Genomic DNA, 18,161 nt, shown 5'->3' on the forward strand with positions numbered 1-18,161 from the left:
TCTCCCGGCGCGTTCCGCAGCGCCCGCGCGTGAGCCCCCGTAATTCTCGAGCAGACACAGTCTGGAGCTCGAGCAGACAGTGTCTGACGGCCTCACGCGTGCCACCGCACTGTGCCGGGAGGATCAGCAAGTAAGGAGAGCTACCCACCAGTGGCTGCCATGGACTCCAACGCAGAAGGCTCGACCCCGCCGAAGAACGGCAAGCCGTCGAACTACGGTGCTGAATCCATCACCGTGCTCGAGGGCCTCGAAGCCGTCCGCAAACGGCCCGGTATGTACATCGGTTCCACCGGTGAGCGCGGTCTGCACCACCTGATCTGGGAGGTCGTCGACAACTCGGTCGACGAGGCGATGGCCGGGTACGCCTCGCGCGTCGACGTCACGCTGATGGCCGACGGTGCCGTCGAGGTCGTCGACGACGGCCGTGGCATCCCGGTCGCGATGCACGCGCAGGGTGTGCCCACCATCGAGGTGGTCATGACCCAGCTGCACGCCGGTGGCAAGTTCGACGGCGAATCGTATGCGGTGTCGGGTGGTCTGCACGGCGTCGGCATCTCGGTGGTGAACGCGCTGTCCACCCGCCTGCAGGCCGATGTGGACACCGACGGCTACCACTGGACGCAGGAGTACAAGGACTCCAAGCCCGGCAAGCTCGTGCAGGGCGGTCCGACCAAGCGCACCGGTACCACCATCCGGTTCTGGCCGGACCCGGAGATCTTCGAGACCACCACCTTCAGCTTCGAGACGGTGGCGCGGCGGTTGCAGGAGATGGCGTTCCTGAACAAGGGCCTCACCATCACGCTGACCGATCAGCGGGTGGCCGAGGGCGATGTCATCGACGAGGTGGTGAGCGAAACCGCCGAGGCGCCCAAGCATCTCGACGAGAACGCGCCCGTCGCGGCGCCGAAGATCAAGACCCGCACCTACCACTACCCGGGTGGGCTCGAGGACTACGTCAAGCACATCAACCGGACCAAGACGCCGATCCACAACTCGATCGTCGGGTTCACCGGTAAGGGCACCGGCCACGAGGTCGAGGTCGCGATGCAGTGGAACTCGGGTTACTCCGAGTCGGTCCACACCTTCGCCAACACCATCAACACCCACGAGGGTGGCACCCATGAAGAGGGCTTCCGTGCGGCGCTCACCACGGTGGTGAACAAGTACGCGAAGGACAAGAAGCTCCTCAAGGAGAAGGATCAGAACCTCACCGGTGACGACATCCGTGAGGGTCTCGCCGCCATCGTGAGCGTGAAGATCGCCGACCCACAGTTCGAGGGCCAGACCAAGACCAAGCTCGGCAATACCGAGGTGAAGTCGTTCGTCCAGCGCACCTGCAACGAGCACATCTCGCACTGGTTCGAGGCCAATCCGGCCGATGCGAAGACCATTGTGCAGAAGGCGGTTTCGTCGGCGCAGGCCCGTGTCGCCGCGCGTAAGGCGCGAGAGCTGGTGCGGCGCAAGTCCGCCACCGATCTGGGTGGCCTGCCGGGCAAGCTGGCCGACTGCCGCTCCAAGGATCCGAGCAAGTCCGAGATCTACATCGTGGAGGGCGACTCCGCCGGTGGCTCGGCCAAGTCCGGGCGTGACTCCATGTACCAGGCGATCCTGCCGCTGCGCGGCAAGATCATCAATGTGGAGAAGGCGCGCATCGACCGCGTGCTGAAGAACACCGAAGTCCAGTCCATCATCACGGCTTTCGGCACCGGCATCCACGACGAGTTCGATATCGCCAAGCTGCGGTATCACAAGATCGTGCTGATGGCCGACGCCGACGTGGACGGCCAGCACATCTCGACCCTGCTGCTGACCCTGCTGTTCCGCTTCATGCGGCCGCTGGTCGAGCACGGCCACGTGTATCTGGCCATGCCGCCGCTGTACAAGCTGAAGTGGCAGCGGTCGGAGCCGGAGTTCGCGTACTCCGACAAGGAGCGCGACGGGTTGCTGGAGCGCGGTCTCGCCTCCGGCAAGAAGATCAACAAGGACGACGGCATCCAGCGCTACAAGGGTCTCGGTGAGATGAACCCGAAGGAGCTGTGGGAGACCACGATGGACCCGTCGGTCCGCGTGCTGCGCCTCGTCACCCTCGATGACGCGGCTGCCGCGGATGAGCTGTTCTCCATCCTCATGGGTGAGGACGTGGAAGCTCGGCGCAGCTTCATCACCCGCAACGCCAAGGACGTTCGCTTCCTCGATGTGTGATCGGGTCACCCCCGGACCGGGGTAGGGGAGGAGGGGGCTAAGCCCCCAAACCCCCATTCGGGGGCCAGCCCCCGAACCCCCGCTGCGCTGCCCGCACACACCAAAGACTTCCCCTGGAGACCAATTCATGACTGAGACTTCGCTTCCGCCCTCGGGTGGCGACCGCATCGAGCCGGTCGATATTCAGCAGGAGATGCAGAACTCCTACATCGATTACGCGATGAGCGTGATCGTGGGCCGCGCGCTGCCCGAGGTGCGCGACGGTCTGAAGCCGGTGCACCGGCGAATTCTGTACGCGATGTACGACAACGGGTATCGGCCCGACCGCGGGTATGTGAAGTCCGCGCGCCCGGTCGCCGACACCATGGGTAACTACCACCCGCACGGTGACACCGCGATCTACGACACCTTGGTGCGTATGGCCCAGCCGTGGGCACTGCGGTACCCGCTGGTGGATGGTCAGGGCAACTTCGGTTCGCGCGGTAATGACGGCGCGGCCGCCATGCGTTACACGGAGTGCCGTCTGACGCCGCTGGCGATGGAGATGCTGCGCGAGATCGACCACGAGACGGTCGATTTCATCCCGAACTACGACGGGAAGACGCAGGAGCCGACCGTGCTGCCCGCCCGGGTGCCGGCCCTGCTGATGAACGGCTCCAACGGTATTGCCGTCGGTATGGCGACGAACATCCCGCCGCACAACCTGAACGAGCTGGCCGAGGCCATCTATTGGGCGCTGGAGAACCACGACGCCGACGAGGAGACCACGCTCGCCGCGTGCATCGAGCGCGTGAAGGGCCCGGACTTCCCGACCTCGGGTCTGATCGTGGGCACCCAGGGCATCATCGACGCCTACACCACCGGTCGCGGTTCGGTCCGCATGCGCGGTGTAGTGGAGATCGAGGAGGACAACCGGGGTCGCACCACGATTGTCATCACCGAGCTGCCGTACCAGGTCAATACGGACAACTTCGTCAATGCGATCGCCGAGCAGGTGAAGGACGGCAAGATCGCGGGTGTCTCCGACATCCACGACGAGTCCTCCGACCGCGTGGGTCTGCGCATCGTGGTCACGGTCAAGCGTGACGCCATCGCCAAGGTGGTGCTGAACAATCTCTACAAGCACACCCAGCTGCAGACTTCCTTCGGCTGCAACATGCTCTCGATCGTCGACAAGGTGCCGCGGACGCTGCGCCTGGATCAGATGATCCGGCTGTATGTGAATCACCAGTTGGAAGTCATCGTCCGGCGCACCCGCTACCTGCTGCGCAAGGCCGAGGAGCGGGCCCACATCCTGCGCGGTCTGGTGAAGGCGCTCGATCAGCTGGACGCCGTGATCGCGTTGATCCGTCGCTCGGCCGACACCGAGACCGCGCGCACCGGCCTGATGCAGTTGCTGGAGATCGACGAGATCCAGGCGACCGCCATCCTCGACATGCAGCTGCGTCGCCTGTCCGCCCTCGAGCGGCAGAAGATCCTCGACGAGTTGGCCAAGATCGAGGCCGAGATCGCCGACCTGCAGGACATTCTGGCCAAGCCGGAGCGGCAGCGCGCCATCGTCCGTGACGAATTGGCGGAGATCGTCGACAAGTACGGCGACGAGCGCCGCACCAAGATCATCGCCGCCGACGGTGATGTGCAGGACGAGGATCTGATCGCCCGCGAGGACGTGGTCGTGACGATCACCGAGACCGGCTACGCCAAGCGCACCAAGACCGACCTCTACCGTTCGCAGAAGCGTGGCGGCAAGGGCGTGCAGGGCGCGGGTCTCAAGCAGGACGACATCGTCAAGCACTTCTTCATCACCTCGACCCACGACTGGCTGCTGTTCTTCACCAACAAGGGCCGGGTGTACCGGGCCAAGGCGTACGAGCTGCCCGAGGCCATGCGCACCGCGCGCGGTCAGCACGTGGCGAACCTGCTGGCGTTCCAGCCGGACGAGAAGATCGCCCAGGTCATCCAGATCAAGTCCTACGAGGACGCGCCCTACCTGGTGCTCGCCACCCGCAAGGGCCTGGTGAAGAAGTCCAAGCTGACCGACTTCGACTCCAACCGCACAGGCGGCATCGTGGCGGTCAATCTGCGCGATGAGGACGAATTGGTCGGCGCGGCACTGTGTTCGGCCGACGACGATCTGCTGCTCGTTTCGGCGCACGGCCAGTCCATCCGCTTCAACGCCAATGACGAGGTGCTGCGCCCGATGGGTCGCGCCACCTCCGGCGTGCAGGGCATGCGCTTCAATACCGACGATGAGCTGTTGTCGCTCAACGTGGTTCGGGACGAGGAGGGTATTTACCTGCTTGTCGCGACCGCGGGTGGGTACTCCAAGCGCACGGCCATCGACGAGTACACCGCGCAGGGTCGTGGCGGCAAGGGTGTGCTGACGATTCAGTACGACCAGAAGCGTGGCAGTCTTGTCGGTGCGCTCATCGTCAACGACGAGGATGAGCTGTATGCGATCACCTCCGGCGGCGGTGTCATTCGCACGCTGGCGCACCAGGTTCGCAAGGCCGGGCGTCAAACCAAGGGTGTGCGGTTGATGAACCTGGGCGAGGGCGATATTTTGCTCGCGATCGCTCGGAACGCGGATGAGCCCGACCAGGTTGCCGAAGATGACACCAGCGGTTCGGCGAAGCAGTAGTTTCACCACAGCAGCGGCGGCACAAACGGATCGAAGGATTCACCATTGACCACGAATCAGCCGAATGACCAGCGCGGTCATGCCAACGGCGTGACCGAGAGAATCGCCCCGTCCCCTATTCCGCCGCGGCCGATTCCGCGCCCCGGCGGGCACGAGGGCGGTGCGCCGCAATCTCCCGAATTGTCGGACCAGTCCGGTGATTTCGGGCCGGAAGGTAACAATTCGGCAGAGCCCGCAGCGGAATCCGCGGACGCCCAGGGCGGTTCGCCGTTCCAGGACGGTTGGTCGCAGCTGCCGCAGCGGGAGCCGCAGTCCAACCTGTACCGGCCGGGTCAGTCCCCGACCCCGGGCAGCACCGGCAGCCTCAAGGGCAGCGGCGGGCTGTCGGGCGGCGGCCTGAACGCGGGCGTCTCCAATGCCCGCACCACCGCCGACCTGGCGGCCAAGGCGGCCCGCAAGGAGGCGGCCATGGTGAAGTCCGTCGGCATCGACGGACCGACCCGCAGCATCGCCCGCCCGGAACTGGTCAAGGATCTGCCCGATCTGTCCGAGCTGCGGCACCCGCTGCCGCCGCCGGAGCCGATCGCGCCGGCCGGTCCGGTCTCGCCGTCCGCTCCCGCGGCGGTCGCGCAGGCGGCGGCCACCGGTGAGCCGCTGCGCGCCACCGTGCAGCTGCGCCACATCGATCCGTGGTCCACGCTGAAGGTCTCGCTGGTGATCAGCGTCGCCATGTTCTTCGTGTGGATGCTGGCGGTCGGCCTGCTGTACCTGGTGCTCGAGGGCATGGGCGTGTGGGAGCGATTGAACTCCACCGTCTCCACCTTCACCGACAGCTCGGACAGCAGCTCCTCGTCGCTCATCGACGCGGGCGCGGTCTTCGGCTACGCGGGCGTCATCGGCCTGATCAATGTGGTCCTGCTGACCGCGCTGTCGACCGTCGGCGTCTTCGTCTACAACCAGTGCACCGATCTGGTCGGCGGCATCCAGGTGACCCTGGCCGACCCCGACTAGAAACCCGCTGTTTCGATCCGCCTAGACGGCCGGTCCGGTCGGCTCACTCCGAGCCCCTGACCGGCCGTTTTGGTTATCGGCGCTGAGGTACGGTAATCTTCTGCCTCGTTCGAGTGACACACTTTCGAACACCCACTAAGGGCCTATAGCTCAGGCGGTTAGAGCGCTTCGCTGATAACGAAGAGGTCGGAGGTTCAAGTCCTCCTAGGCCCACTCCAAAGATCAAATGCCTTCCGGATTCCCGGGAGGCTTTTTTCATATCTCCATCCGGGGACTGTTGATGGGCAAACAAAAAAGCCGCGGGCTGCATTCGCAGCCCGCGGCTTTCGTTGTGGAGCCTAGGGGAATCGAACCCCTAACCCCTGCCTTGCAAAGGCAGTGCTCTGCCAATTGAGCTAAGGCCCCGGACCTGCACGAAGTTACATGTCGGACTTGGCCCAGGTCAAACCCCGTGCTCAGTCGGCCGGTTGGTGCTCGGGGCAGTTGACGCGGAGGTCCGCGGGCGGCAGCGGTTGCCCGAGTAGTTCGCAGTGCGGGACGCCGGTGTGGGCGGGACGGAAATAGCGGCAGGTGGTGCAGGTGCGGGCCACCTGCACCACCCCGGCGTCGAGCAGACCGGCTATCAGGTCGAGCAGGGTGCGGAGGGTCTGATCCTGTTGCGTGGCGGGCAGTGCGCCGACGCAGTCGCGCAGTACCGCGTCCCCGGCGGCGAGCTCGGCCGAGAGTTTCGTCCCGGCGGGGGTGAGGACGATGGTGCTGCGGCGCCGATCGCCGGGCGCTGGCTGCCGGGCCACGTGGCCCTTGCGTTCCAGCGCCAGCAGCGAATCCGACACCGTGGGCTGGCTGACCCCGAGTTCGGTGGCCAGCAGCCCGGTGAGGGGTTCCGGGGGCGGGCCGTCGGCCAGGACGCGCAGCAGTTCGGCCTGCAGGGGCGTCAGGCCGGTGCGGGAGGCGATGGCCTGGCGGTGGGCGCGGACGCCGCGGGCGATCCGGTCCAGCGCCGCGACCACCTTCTCCGATACTTCGCCGTCTCCCACATTCACCACAGGTCAGGACTGTACGGCCTGGCCCACAGCGTCGCCGACAGGGTGATCGCCTTGAACCAGGCGTGATACATGACGTCGACCTCGGCGGCGGGTGCGCCGGTGGCGGCGAGGAACTCGCGGATGGTGACGGTGATCGGGACGATGAATGCGATCAGGTGCCGTAGCGGGATGTGGGTGGCGGGGGAGGCCACCCCGTCGGTGCGGTTCTTGCCGGTGGTGTGGTGTCGTCGCGCGATCTCCTCCTGGTAGGCAAGCCAATTCGCGTCGTATTCGCGGGTGCACACGTCGGCGATCCACTGCCCGAAGCGGGCGCGCACGGCGGCCAGGTAGGCGGGATCGGGTTGCCCGTCGGCCCCGGCGAAGGTGGCGACCAGGTGGGGATGTGAGCCGACGAAGCCGTACCAGACGTCGAGGATCCGATCGGTTTGTGGCACAAGGATTTCCCCGGCGCGGCGCAGGGCGGCGGCATCGTCGGGGCTCCACAGCAGGGAGCTCTGGAGTTCGGCGAGTTGGTCGAGCGTGAGCGGCGAGGGCGCGAGTTCCGCGCTGTCGTAGGTGTATCCGGCGGGGGCGGGGATCGTCATGTCGAGAACCATAGGAGTCCTATGTTTGTTCGTCAAGACTCCGCCACGTAGGGTGGGTGGCATGAAATTCGTTCTCACGATCGTTGTCGTGGCCGCCGTCGTGTTCGGGCTCACCAAGCTGCGTCAGCGCAATGACGCCGATCTCTGGCACGAGGTCACCACGCGCTGAAAGCCCCTGACGGGGTACTGATTACGGTGAATCGGTGACCATTCAGCTGGCCCTGCTCCCGTCTGTTTCGTTGCGCGGGCAGGAGATCAGCGGTCCGCGGGTACGAGCGCTGCTGGCGGTGCTGGCCACCGATCTGCGGGCCGGCAGCAGCGCCGCCCGGCTGGTGGACGGAGTGTGGTCCGACGCGCTGCCGGACAATCCCGCGAAGGCATTGCAGGTGCTGGTCTCGCGCACGCGAGCGCAGCTGGGCGCGGAGCTCATCGCCAGCACTCCCCACGGTTACCGGCTCGCTCTGGAACCGGATCAGGTGGACGCGGCGGCCCTGGAGATCCATGCGGCGGCAGCCGAAAGACATGCCCGCGCGGGTGATCTGGCGGCCGCGCTGGCCCAGGCCGAGGCCGGGCTGGCGCTGTGGGACGGCGACGTCGACGAACTCCGTGACACCGCCGACCCGATCGCCGAATTGCGGGCCGCCCGGCTGCCCGCGCATCGCACGCTGGCCACCGTCCGGGCGCTCAGCCTGGCCCGGTCCGGCCGGTATGCCGAAGCGCTCGGGCCACTGCTCGCGATCGCCGAACGCGCACCCCGCGACGAGGAGCTGCTGGCCGAACTCCTGCGCGCCGAGGCCGACACCGCCGGACCCGCCGCGGCGCTGGCCCGCTACGACCGCTACCGCCGCCTGCTGCGCGACGAACTCGGCACCGACCCCGGCGAGACGCTGAAGTCGATCCACCGGCAACTGCTGCGTGCGGGCGAACCCGCGGTGCGGCAGGGCATCCGACACGATCCGAATCCGCTGGTGGGCCGCGAGCGCGACCTCGCCGCGGTGACCGCGCTGCTGCACGGGCACCGGGTGGTGTCCATCGTCGGTCCGGGCGGACTGGGTAAGACGCGACTGGTGCACGCCGTGGGCGCAGCCGCCGAGCAGCGGTCGGTGTTTCTGGTGGAACTCGCCGCCCTCACCGACGACGCCGCAGTGGTCGCGGCGGTGGCGGCCGCGGTCGGCGCGGGCGAGGCCGGACCCGGCGGCGGCACGGCGGTGGCCGGGATCGCCCGCAAGCTCGGCGCGGATTCGCTGCTGATCCTGGACAACTGTGAACAGGTGCTGGACGGTGCGGCGGACCTGGTCAGTGCGCTGGTGTCGTTGACCCGCGAGCTGCGGGTGCTGGTCACCAGCCGGGCCCCGCTCGGGGTGAGCGCCGAAGCGGTGCATCAGCTTCCGACCCTGGGATCGGACAGGGCGGCCGAACTGTTCGCCCAGCGGGCCCGCGCGGTGCGGCCGGACCTCGAGCTGCCGCGCGAGCCGATCGCGGCCCTGTGCACCGCCCTCGACGGCCTGCCCCTGGCGCTGGAGTTGGCGGCCGCACGGGTGCGGGTGATGTCGGTGGAGGAGATGTCCCGCCGACTGGCCGATCGATTCACCTTGTTGCGCGGCGGTTCTCGCGACGCACCGGCACGGCACCGGACATTGTGGGCGGTGGTGGAGTGGAGCTGGAATCTGCTCGACGAACCCGGCCGCGCGGCCATGCGGCTGCTGTCGATCTTCCCCGGCGGGTTCACCGCCGAGTCCGGAAACCGGCTGCTGGCCGGGGATCTCGTCGATACGCTCGATGTGCTCACCTACCTGGCCGACCAGTCCCTGATCCAGGTGACCGAGTCCGAATCCGGCACCCGTTTCCGAATGCTGGAGACCGTGCGAGAATTCGCGACCGCACAGCGCGCCGAGTCGGGCGAGGACGAGCGCGCGCTGCGGGAATTCCTGGCCTGGGCACAGGATTTCGGTCTTGCTCGTACTTCGCGCGCCTTCGGCGAGTTGACCGAGACAACGGTCATCCGGGCCGAACAGGACAACCTCGTGCGGGCCCTGGCCCTCGGGTTGGAGCGCGCCGACGCCCCGGCGGTGGCCGCCGTGTGGTCGGTGCTGGGCTCCTACTGGTTCGTCGGCGCCCACTACGCGCGCGTTGCGGACGCCGCGACCGAATGCGCCTGGCTGCTCTCGCGTTTCCGGCCGGAACCGGAATTCGTGGAGGCGGCCCGCACGGCCGCCGTCGTCGGCGCGGTGCACGCCGCGGTGCAGGGTCGCCTCGACGCACGGTCGCTGTTGTTGCTCCGCCGATTGTCGGATGCCTTGCCCGACACTCCGGCCCGGGCGCTGGCCGCGGTCTTTCTGGCTGCGCCCCGGCTGCTCGGGCCAGATCCGGAAGCGCTGAATCGCCTGTGCGAGAGCGATCGTCCGCTGCTCGCCGCGCTCGGACACCTGGTGGTGAGCGTGCGTGCCGAACAGTTCGGGGATCGGGCCGCGGCCCTCGCCGCCGCCGAACGCATGCGCACCACGCTGGATCCGATGCCGCGCGGCTGGCTGAACTTCCAAGCCCGCTGCCGCATCGGCCATCTGGCGCTGCTGTCCGAACGTCCGGAGCAGGCGCGCGCGGAACTGGAGGTCGCGCTGCGTCAGGTCGACGGGCTGGGTCCGCGTCCGGATCTCGGTGATCTGCTGGTCGCCGCCGCCTTGACCGCCCTGCAACTGGGCGACCTGGACGGTGCGCAAAACTGGCTGGCCCAGGTGCCGGATCGGGCCGACCCGTTCGCGCACCCCTACGCGCCGGTGGCGCACGCCGAGTTGCGGCTGGCGCGCGGTGAGGTCGAGGACGGCCTGTGGCGCTGGCGGGAGATCGTGAAATCGGTGTCCAATCCGGACAATCCGTTCCAGCGGCCGGATCCGCGCGGCGTGCGGGTGTGGTCGCTGGAGGGCCGATCCGCGGCGGTGGTGGCGCATGCCCGGCAGGCCCGGCCGGATCTGGTCGCCGCGCTCGCCGCCGAGTTGACCGGCGAGGCGATCGCGTTGCTGGAGCGGCCGTCGGATCAACCGTCGGGTCATCTGGCCGAGCTGACGGCCTGCGGCGCGGTGCTTTCGGCCCTCGCGGCCCTGGATCTGGCAGGTGGACAATCGGTTTCGGGTGCTCGGCTGACCGCCTTGGCGGAACGGTTCGATCCGCCGCACCAGATCCATCCGACCATGTCCGCGGCCGCCGCCCGCACGGCCGCCGAAAACGCCGATGGGGCGGCATATCTCGAGGCTCGCTCGAGCTATGCCGCCCTGGAGGTGACGGGGTTGCGGTCCATCGCGCTGGAGGTGCTGCGCGATCGGGTGCGGGTTACCGGCCCGGTTCCCGCTTGAGCAGTGCGGTCGCGCCCCAGAAAGCGGCGGCCGCGATGCCCAGGCACCAGGCGACGGCGAGCCATGCCTGGTGACCGACCGGGTGGCCGAGCATCAGGCCGCGCAGCGTCTCCATCACCGGGGTGAAGGGCTGGTTGCGGGCGATCCAGGCCAGCCAGGACGGCATGGAATCGGTGGGCACGAAACCACTGCCGAAGAAGGGCAGGATCATCAGCAGCATGGGCAGATTGGAGGCCATCTCGACGTTCTCGCTGACCAGACCCATGATCACGGCGATCCAGGTGATCGACAGGGTCAGCAGCGCGAGAATGCCTGCCGCGCCCAGCCATTCGAGCGGGGTCGCGTCGGGCCGGAAGCCGACCGCGAAGGCGACACCGAGCACCGCCGCGACGCTGATGAAGGTCTGCACCATGCTGCCGACCACGTGTCCGGCCAGCAGTGCGGGCCGGAAGATGGACATGGTCCGGAAGCGCGCCACGATGCCCTGGGTCATGTCGGTGCACACCGCGACCGCGGTCGCGGTGGCCGCGCTGGTCACCGCCAGCAACAGCACGCCCGGGGTCACATAGTTGACGTAATCGCCGCGCCCGCCGGACTTTCCGAGCCCCGCACCCAGGGTGCCGCCGAAGACGTAGACGAACAGCAGCAGGAACACGATGGGCCCGATGACCAACGGCACCGTCATGGACGGGTAGCGCAGGATGTGTTTGAGGCTGCGCCGCACCATCATGGTGGAATCGGTGACGGCGTTCTGCAGGGTGGTGGTGCTCATCGCACGGACTCCTTGGGCTGGCCGGTGAGGGCGAGGAAGACATCGTCGAGATCGGGTGTGTGGATGGACAATTCGGCCGCGTGCAGCGCGGCGGCGGAGAGCCGGTCGAGCAGGGTGTGCAGGGAATCGACGCCGCCGTCGCTGGCGACCTGCAAGGTCAGTTCGTCATCGTCGCGGGTGCTCGCGCCGAGCAGCCGCGCCGCGTCGTCGAGGGCGCGCGGGTCGGTGAAGCGCAGGTTCACGTGCCCGCCGGGCACCAGTCGCTTGAGCTGTTCGGGTGTGCCGGAGGCGACCACCTTGCCGCCGTCCAGCAGCGCGATGCGGTCGGCCAGCTGATCGGCCTCCTCCAGGTACTGGGTGGTGAGGAAGACGGTGGTGCCGCCCGCGACCAGTTCGCGCACCAGCCGCCAGACCGCGCGGCGGCTGCGCGGGTCCAGTCCGGTGGTGGGTTCGTCGAGGAACAGCACCTGCGGCCGGCCCATCAGTCCCATGGCGATGTCGAGTCGCCGCCGCATGCCGCCGGAGTAGGTGGAGGCGGGCTTGCGGGCCGCGTCGACGAGGTCGAATTGTTCGATGAGCGTGGCGGTCCGGCGTTTGCGCTCGGCGCGGCCGAGGTGGTGCAGGGTGGCCATCATGGCGAGGTTCTCCTCGCCGGTGAGCAGATTGTCGACCGCCGCGAACTGTCCGGTGAGTCCGATGGCGGCCCGCACCGCGTCGGGTTCGGTGCGGACATCGTGGCCCGCCACCCGCAGTTCGCCGCCGTCCGCGCCGATCAGGGTGGACAGGATCTGCACGGTGGTGGTCTTGCCCGCGCCGTTGGGGCCCAGCAGCGAGAAGACGGTTCCGGTCTCGACGGTCAGGTCGATGCCGTCGAGGACGTGGTGGTCGCCGTAGGACTTGCGCAGCCCGGTCACCGTGATCGCCGGTGGGCGGGGGTGGGTGGTCATGGTGTCTCCCTCTGTTCGCGGCCGTGGTGGCCGCCGCTGAGAGAAGAGTGCGCGGGCGCGGATTCACCGCGGTATCACCGTGGTTTCACGCCGTGACACCGGTGAAACCGACCGGAAAGTTCTCGACTGTGACACGGAACAAGCGGCGGTTTGCGGCCCGATTCACGTCGTAAGGTCGAGGGATGGCGTCCCCTGAGATCTCCGCACTGGTGCAGTCCGTGGTGGAGCCGTACCTGCTCGGCGGGCCGCGGAAATACGACCGGCGGCAGGTCTCGGAACTCACCGGACTGCCCAACTCGATGACCCGTCGACTGTGGGTGGCCCTGGGCTTCCCGGCCGATCCGGACGACAACGCGGTCGAGTACAGCGAATCGGATATCGAGGCCGCCCAGACCTTCGCCAAACTGCACGTGCTGGCCTCGGCCGATGTGCACCGGCAGACCACCGCGGCGCGCACGCTGGGCCGGTCCATGGCCCGTCTCGCCGAATGGCAGGTCGATCTGGTGACCGAGGAGATCCTGGACCGGATCGCCACCATCACCCGGGAGAATCCGGACGCCGATCCCAAGGAGGCGGCCCGCGCCGCCACCGAGGATGTGGTCACCGAGTTCGAGACGTTGCAGCGCTACGCCTTCCGCCGCCACTTGGACGCCGCCCTGGCCCGCTCGCTGGACGGCGGCGCGGAGGCGGGGGACACGCTGCGGCTGCTGACCGTCGGTTTCGCGGACATGGTCGGCTACACCCGCCTGACCCGGCACCTGGAACCCGACGAGCTGTCGGCGCTGCTGGAGGCGTTCGAGACGGCCACCAGCAATGCGATCGTGGCCCACGGCGGCTGGGTGATCAAGAATGTCGGCGACGAGGTCATGTTCGCCGCCGCGTCCGCCGCCGACGGCGCGCGGATCGCGCTCGCGGTGCAGGAGGCGGCCATCGCCTCGCACGGTGTCACCCAGGAACTGCGGGTGGGTCTGGCCTACGGGGAGGTCCTGCAACGTTTCGGCGACCTCTACGGCTCGGTGGTGAACACCGCCGCGCGCCTCACCGGTGTGGCCCGTCCGGGCACCGTCCTGGTCGATGACGGGGTGGCCGAGGCGCTCTACGACGACCCGCAATTCACGCTGCGGCACCTGGCCACCGTACGGGTGAAGGGCATCAACCGACTGCACGGGCATGTGCTGCGCCGCAATGTGATTCGCCCGCTGGTGTAAGTGCGGATGCACGCGCGGTCCGGGCCGCGGTGCAACCTACCCCGGACATAGGAGCGGGCCTCGGCGAAGGGGGGGAGTTAGCCGAGGCCCGCGTTAGGTCGGCCCGGGGGGGAGGGGCCGACGGGAACGATCCTACGCGACGAATGGGGATTGTGTAGCTATCGGGGCATCGCGTTCGAAGATTTTTTGAGGAAAAAATGTCGTACCCGAGTGGCACGATGCCATCGTGACCGAATTGCGTCCTTCGTCGAATTCGATTCGAGTAGCGCACTACTCGCGATCGACGCCGGTGACCGGGCGGATCATCGAATCGGCCGCATCCCATACCGGCAACCCCGAGCACCGCCGGCGCACTGATGGGATGCGGCCACTTTTGCGCCGCGCCATACTGGCCGAGAGCGTTTGGTCCTGTTCGACCTCATCTGTGCAGTTCAAAGCCAGCGTGTAGTCAGGAGAATCATGCCCGACGCCATAGTCGCCGAGGGTCTGGTCAAGAAGTACGGCCAACTGGTCGCACTCGACGGCCTGGACCTTTCCGTCCCCGAAGGCACCGTGACCGCCCTGCTCGGCCCGAACGGCGCGGGTAAGACCACCGCCGTACGGGTGCTCACCACCCTGCTGGTCCCGGATGCCGGGCGGGCCACCGTGGCCGGGGTGGACGTATTGAAGGATCCGCAGCTGCTGCGCTCCCGCATCGGCACCTCCGGCCAGTACGCGGCGGTCGACGAATACCTCACCGGTTTCGAGAATCTCGAAATGGTCGGGCGGCTGTATCACATGGGCGTGCAACGCAGTAAGGAGCGCGCCCGGGAACTGCTGGACCGCTTCCGTCTCGCCGATGCCGCCGACCGGCCGGTCAAGGGCTACTCCGGCGGTATGCGCCGCCGCCTCGACCTGGCGGGCGCGCTGGTCGCCAATCCACCGGTGCTGTTCCTGGACGAACCCACCACGGGCCTGGATCCCCGTGCACGCCTGGATCTCTGGGATGTGATCGAGGAACTGGTGGCGGGCGGCACCACGCTACTGCTGACCACCCAGTACCTGGAGGAGGCCGATCGGCTGGCCGATTCCATCGCCGTCATCGACCACGGCCGCGTCATCGCCGAGGGCACCTCCGACGAGCTCAAGGCCATGGTGGGGGGCGACCGCATCGAACTGGTCGTGGATCACGCCGACAATCTGGCCCTCGCCCGGCAGGCGCTGGAAGGGTTGGCGCACGGGGAGATTCGGCTCGAACCGGGCATGCGCCGCATCATCGTGCCGGTGGTGGACGGCTCGCAGGCGTTGGTCGACGCCATCGGATTGCTCGGCAAGCACGAGGTGAAGATTCATGACGTGGGTCTGCGCAAGCCCTCGCTCGACGACGTCTTCCTGACACTGACCGGGCACGAGGCCGAGGATCTGATCAACGGCAACCGGGATTCCGACGAGAAGGTCGGGGGTGGGGCCCGATGAGCGCCGGTCTCGCGGTCGCCGAAAGGCCCTCGGCCGCACAGCGACTCGCCATGGTCGTCACCGACAGCATCACCATCACCAAGCGCAACGTGATCAAGATTCGGCGCGTGCCGGACGTGCTGGTGTTCTCCACCCTGTCGCCGATCATGTTCGTGCTGCTGTTCGCCTACGTCTTCGGCTCGGCAATCACCTTGCAGGGCACGTCCTATCGCGAATTCCTGATCGCGGGCATCTTCGCGCAGACGGTGGTGTTCGGTGCCACCTACACGGGTCTGAGCCTGGCCGAGGATATGCAGAAGGGCATCATCGACCGCTTCCGCTCGCTACCCATGGCACCGTCCGCGGTGCTGATCGGGCGCACCGTGGCCGACATGGTGATGAATGTGGTGAGCCTGGTGGTGATGTCGCTGACCGGCCTGGTGGTGGGCTGGCGCATCCGCGGCTCGTTCTTCGACGCCGTGCTCGCCTACGTCCTGCTGCTGCTGTTCGCGTACGCGGTGTCGTGGATTCTGGCCGTGATCGGGCTGCTGGTGCGGGCGCCGGAGGTGTACAACAACGCGAACTTCATGGTGATCTTCCCGCTGACGTTCATCGCCAACACCTTCGTGCCGTCGCAGAACCTGCCCACGGTGCTCCGCGTTGTGGCGGAATGGAATCCGGTGTCGGCGGTGACGCAGGCGACCCGTGACCTGTTCGGCAACACCAGCCCGATGGGACCGGCGCAGGACGTCTTCCCGATGCAGCATCCGGTCGCGACGACCTTCCTGTGGATCGTCGTGATCCTCGCGATCTTCGTGCCGCTGGCGTTGAAGCAGTACAAGCGGTCCGTCAGCCGCTGACGGTCAGTGGGTAACCAGATCCGGTGTCGGCGCGGAGCCGTTGCGCGAATAGCCCAGGCGCGGTGGCTCCGCGGCCGGTGCCGGCGGCTGCGGGCGCTTGCTCACGAAGAACGCTATGACGCCGCCCGCAATCGCGAAAAGGGCGGCCACGATGACCTTGTTACGAATGCTCCCCAGCTCCATCCGACCATGCTGGCACAGCAATGGGATTCGTGCACGGACGGGGTAAGGGGGTGTGGGGGCCCAGCCCCCACACCCCTTCACTCCACAGTGACGCTCTTCGCAAGGTTGCGGGGCTTGTCGATGTCCCGCCCGAGAGCCATTGCGGTGTGATAGGCCAGCAATTGCAGTGGGATCGTGAGGACGATCGGGTCCAATTCCGCGCACACCGCCGGAACGCGAATAACCGCGTCCGCCAAGCTGTCCGGCAGCTCGGCATTGGTGACCGCGATGACCGGGCCGCCGCGCGCCTTGATCTGCTCGATGGTGGTGATGTTCTTGGCGAGCAGCTCGTCGTCGGGAACCAGCACGATGCTCGGCATATCCGGATCGATGAGCGCCAGCGGGCCGTGCTTGAGCTCGGAGCCCTGGTACGCCTCGGCGTGGATGTAGGAGATCTCCTTGAGCTTCTGCGCGCCCTCGCGCGCCACCGGCCAGGCGCGGACGCGGCCGATGAAGAACATGCTGCGCGCCTTGGCATATCGGGTGGCGATATCGGCGATATCGGCCTCGGCGGCGAGCACGGCGTCGATGGCGTCGGGCAGTGCGCGCAGTCCGCTCACGATGCGTTCGCCACCGGCCGCGGACAGATCCCGCACCCGGCCCAGCAGCAGCGCCAGCATGGCGAAGGAGACGGTCATATTGGTGAGCGCCTTGGTGGAGGCCACCGAGACCTCGGGGCCCGCGTGCAGAAACACGCCCGCACCACATTCGCGGGCGATGGCGCTGCCGACCACGTTCACCGCGCCGATGACGCGGCCGCCCTTACGCTGCAATTCCTGAACGGCCGCAAGGGTATCCAGGGTTTCGCCGGACTGGCTGATGGCGATGTAGAGGGCGTCCGGGTCGACCACCGGGTTGCGGTAGCGGAACTCCGAGGCGGGTTCGGCGGTGGCGGGAATCCGGGCCAGCTCCTCGACCAGCTGCGCGCCCAGCTGGCCCGCGTAGTAGGCCGAGCCGCAGCCCAGGAACACCACCTTGCTGATGCCGCGCAGTTCGCGCGCGTCCATATTGAGTCCGCCCAGCACGGCGGTGGCGAAGCGTTCGTCGAGGCGACCGCGGAGGGCCCGGCGCACCGCGTCGGGCTGTTCGGCCATTTCTTTGCGCATGAAGTCGGGGTACCCGCCCAGCGCGTAATCCTCCGCCGCCATATCGATGGTGGTCGGGATCTTGTCGGTGCGGCGCGCCTCGAGACCCAGTGTGCTGGTGCGGAATTCACCGGCGCGCACGGTGGCCAGCTCGCCGTCGTCGAGGAACACCACGCGCTGGGTGTGGTGCACCAGGGCGGCCACGTCGGAGGCCACGAACATCTCGCCGTCGCCGACGCCGAGCACGATGGGGGAGCCGTTGCGGGCCACCACCAGCTCGTCGGGGCGGCGGGCGTCCAGCACCAGCAGGCCGAAGGTGCCCTGCACCCGGCGCAGCGCGGTGCGCACGGCGTCTTCCAGGGTGTCGGTTCCGTCCAGGGCGGCGGCCACCAGGTGCGCGATCGCCTCGGTGTCGGTGTCGGAGAGGAATTCCACGCCCTCGGCGGTCAGGGCCGCGCGTAGTTCTTCCGCGTTCTCCACGATCCCGTTGTGCACCACGGCGATCCGCCCGGAACCGTCCAGGTGCGGGTGCGCGTTCGCGTCGGAGGGTTCGCCGTGGGTGGCCCAACGGGTGTGGGCGATGCCGACATTGCCCTTGAGTCGGGTGCCCTCGCCGTCCACCTTGTCGCGCAGGTCCTGGACCCGGCCCTGGGTCTTGGTGACCCGCAACCGGCCGCGGTGCGGCACGGCCAGGCCGGCGGAGTCGTAGCCCCGGTATTCGAGCCGGTGCAGGCCCTCCAACAGGACCGGTACCGACTCTCGATGCCCGATGTAACCGACGATTCCACACATTGCGGGACGG

At 67.7% G+C, this 18,161-nt stretch carries 15 protein-coding genes and 2 tRNA genes; 10 read left to right on the forward strand and 7 right to left on the reverse strand.

Annotated features, from left to right (window positions below; all coding sequences use genetic code 11):
• Positions 1-159 precede the first annotated feature (159 nt).
• From gyrB to ACYVN4_RS14945, 4 genes are all read left to right on the forward strand, one after another.
• On the forward strand, positions 160-2,202 hold the full coding sequence (gene gyrB, locus ACYVN4_RS14930; RefSeq protein WP_460721389.1) for a DNA topoisomerase (ATP-hydrolyzing) subunit B: 2,043 nt from the start codon (positions 160-162) through the stop codon (positions 2,200-2,202).
• A 127-nt stretch (positions 2,203-2,329) separates the two neighbouring features.
• Complete coding sequence (gene gyrA / locus ACYVN4_RS14935) at positions 2,330-4,843, forward strand: DNA gyrase subunit A (protein ID WP_460721391.1); 2,514 nt, start codon at positions 2,330-2,332, stop codon at positions 4,841-4,843.
• 45 nt (positions 4,844-4,888) lie between these two features.
• Complete coding sequence (locus ACYVN4_RS14940) at positions 4,889-5,854, forward strand: DUF3566 domain-containing protein (RefSeq protein ID WP_460721393.1); 966 nt, start codon at positions 4,889-4,891, stop codon at positions 5,852-5,854.
• Between the two features lie 139 nt (positions 5,855-5,993).
• A tRNA-Ile gene (locus ACYVN4_RS14945) sits at positions 5,994-6,067 on the forward strand.
• A 119-nt stretch (positions 6,068-6,186) separates the two neighbouring features.
• Here the strand turns inward: ACYVN4_RS14945 and ACYVN4_RS14950 are convergent.
• From ACYVN4_RS14950 to ACYVN4_RS14960, 3 genes are all read right to left on the reverse strand, one after another.
• Positions 6,187-6,259 (reverse strand) — tRNA-Ala (locus tag ACYVN4_RS14950).
• Positions 6,260-6,309: 50 nt separating this feature from the next.
• Complete coding sequence (locus ACYVN4_RS14955) at positions 6,310-6,900, reverse strand: MarR family winged helix-turn-helix transcriptional regulator (RefSeq protein WP_460721395.1); 591 nt, start codon at positions 6,898-6,900, stop codon at positions 6,310-6,312.
• Positions 6,894-7,484 (reverse strand): protoglobin domain-containing protein, encoded by a 591-nt coding sequence (locus ACYVN4_RS14960; protein ID WP_460721397.1) that lies wholly within the window; start codon positions 7,482-7,484, stop codon positions 6,894-6,896. The genes ACYVN4_RS14955 and ACYVN4_RS14960 overlap by 7 nt, the downstream gene beginning before the upstream one ends.
• 61 nt (positions 7,485-7,545) lie before the next feature.
• Between ACYVN4_RS14960 and ACYVN4_RS14965 the strand changes: the two genes are divergently transcribed.
• Both ACYVN4_RS14965 and ACYVN4_RS14970 read left to right on the forward strand, forming a co-directional pair.
• Positions 7,546-7,653, forward strand: a complete 108-nt coding sequence (locus ACYVN4_RS14965) for a DLW-39 family protein (protein WP_460721399.1) — start codon at positions 7,546-7,548, stop codon at positions 7,651-7,653.
• A 34-nt stretch (positions 7,654-7,687) separates the two neighbouring features.
• Complete coding sequence (locus ACYVN4_RS14970; protein WP_460721401.1) at positions 7,688-10,831, forward strand: ATP-binding protein; 3,144 nt, start codon at positions 7,688-7,690, stop codon at positions 10,829-10,831.
• On the opposite strand, the gene ACYVN4_RS14975 is transcribed toward ACYVN4_RS14970, so the two are convergent.
• Positions 10,809-11,603, reverse strand: a complete 795-nt coding sequence (locus tag ACYVN4_RS14975; protein WP_460721403.1) for an ABC transporter permease — start codon at positions 11,601-11,603, stop codon at positions 10,809-10,811. The genes ACYVN4_RS14970 and ACYVN4_RS14975 overlap by 23 nt on opposite strands.
• Entirely contained in the window at positions 11,600-12,550 is a 951-nt protein-coding gene (locus ACYVN4_RS14980) for an ATP-binding cassette domain-containing protein (protein WP_460721405.1), read from the reverse strand. Before ACYVN4_RS14980 ends, ACYVN4_RS14975 begins: the two co-directional genes overlap by 4 nt.
• Positions 12,551-12,732: 182 nt before the next feature.
• Here ACYVN4_RS14980 and ACYVN4_RS14985 point away from each other — a divergent pair, with 182 nt between their 5' ends.
• From ACYVN4_RS14985 to ACYVN4_RS15000, 4 genes are all read left to right on the forward strand, one after another.
• Positions 12,733-13,758, forward strand: coding sequence for an adenylate/guanylate cyclase domain-containing protein (locus ACYVN4_RS14985; RefSeq protein WP_460721407.1), 1,026 nt, complete (start codon positions 12,733-12,735; stop codon positions 13,756-13,758).
• 226 nt (positions 13,759-13,984) lie between these two features.
• Complete coding sequence (locus ACYVN4_RS14990; protein WP_460721409.1) at positions 13,985-14,206, forward strand: hypothetical protein; 222 nt, start codon at positions 13,985-13,987, stop codon at positions 14,204-14,206.
• An 11-nt stretch (positions 14,207-14,217) separates the two neighbouring features.
• Positions 14,218-15,213, forward strand: coding sequence for an ATP-binding cassette domain-containing protein (locus tag ACYVN4_RS14995; protein ID WP_460721411.1), 996 nt, complete (start codon positions 14,218-14,220; stop codon positions 15,211-15,213).
• Complete coding sequence (locus ACYVN4_RS15000) at positions 15,210-16,052, forward strand: ABC transporter permease (protein WP_460721413.1); 843 nt, start codon at positions 15,210-15,212, stop codon at positions 16,050-16,052. The genes ACYVN4_RS14995 and ACYVN4_RS15000 overlap by 4 nt, the downstream gene beginning before the upstream one ends.
• Positions 16,053-16,055: 3 nt before the next feature.
• Here the strand turns inward: ACYVN4_RS15000 and ACYVN4_RS15005 are convergent, their stop codons facing one another.
• Both ACYVN4_RS15005 and glmS read right to left on the reverse strand, forming a co-directional pair.
• Positions 16,056-16,235: a hypothetical protein gene (locus ACYVN4_RS15005; RefSeq protein ID WP_460721415.1), complete on the reverse strand. Its 180-nt coding sequence runs from the start codon at positions 16,233-16,235 to the stop codon at positions 16,056-16,058.
• A gap of 77 nt (positions 16,236-16,312) precedes the next feature.
• Positions 16,313-18,151: a glutamine--fructose-6-phosphate transaminase (isomerizing) gene (glmS, locus tag ACYVN4_RS15010; protein ID WP_460721417.1), complete on the reverse strand. Its 1,839-nt coding sequence runs from the start codon at positions 18,149-18,151 to the stop codon at positions 16,313-16,315.
• Positions 18,152-18,161 lie beyond the last annotated feature (10 nt).

This window comes from Nocardia heshunensis (assembly GCF_054782115.1).